The 871-nt window shown below is 44.7% G+C and carries 1 protein-coding gene and 1 pseudogene; both read right to left on the reverse strand.

Annotation, left to right across the window (positions count from 1 at the left end):
* Nucleotides 1-516: pseudogene (locus A3738_RS06960) on the reverse strand (nitrite/sulfite reductase); the annotation flags it as partial.
* Between the two features lie 157 nt (nucleotides 517-673).
* Nucleotides 674-871 (reverse strand): vitamin B12 dependent-methionine synthase activation domain-containing protein (locus A3738_RS06965; RefSeq protein ID WP_156504033.1); only part of this gene is annotated, 198 nt, incomplete at its 5' end.

An 871-nucleotide genomic window follows, 5' to 3' on the forward strand; every position in this document is an offset into this window, starting at 1 on the left:
AGCATTTACAGCAATTTTGAACTTGCGAGGTAAGAACGCGTATTCAGGGTGTAAGGTTGACCACTGACGAATGATTTCGCAGTAAGGGCGCGGATCGACGACTTCATCATCGATGACGCCAGCGAATTGGTCTGTAGTGGTGTTACGAATACAGTTGCCACTAGTTTGAATAGCATGCATTTCTACGTCAGCAAGCTGGCGAAGCATTTCTGGTACGTCTTTAATTTCTGGCCAGTTGAACTGAACATTTTGACGTGTAGTGAAGTGCACGTAGCCTTTGTCGAAATCACGTGATAATTGCGCGAGCTTACGAAGCTGTGTGCTGTTGATCANTCCGTAAGGGATCGCAACACGAAGCATTGGCGCATGACGTTGAACGTAAAGACCGTTTTGAAGGCGCAGTGGCAAATACTCATCTGCCGCAAGCGTGCCTGCAAAGTAACGATCGGTTTGACCTTGAAATTGGGCAACGCGCTCTTTAACAATGCGCGAATCCACTTCGTCGTAAATATACATACTGGCTTTTACCGTTACTGACGTAGTTATAAGTTGTAATGTTGGAGCTAATACTAGGGGCGCGATACTAGCAGTTTTGATAAAGCATCAAAACTGCTAAAAACTAATAATTCTATGCGTTTTAGTAATTAAACTCTTAAAGCCGCCTCATTTTCTCTTAAGCGTCGTAATTGAGCACCGGCGATAGCCACTTTTCGCATACTTCAACGCTCATATTTTTACGTTCGGCATAACGAATGACCTGATCCTTCGTTATTTTTCCAACAGAAAAGTACTTTGACTCAGGATGCGAGTAATAAAAGCCACTGACTGATGCCGCTGGCGTCATCGCGAAGTGTTCGGTGAGCTCCATGCC

The sequence above is a fragment of the Oleiphilus sp. HI0066 genome, from assembly GCF_001635725.1.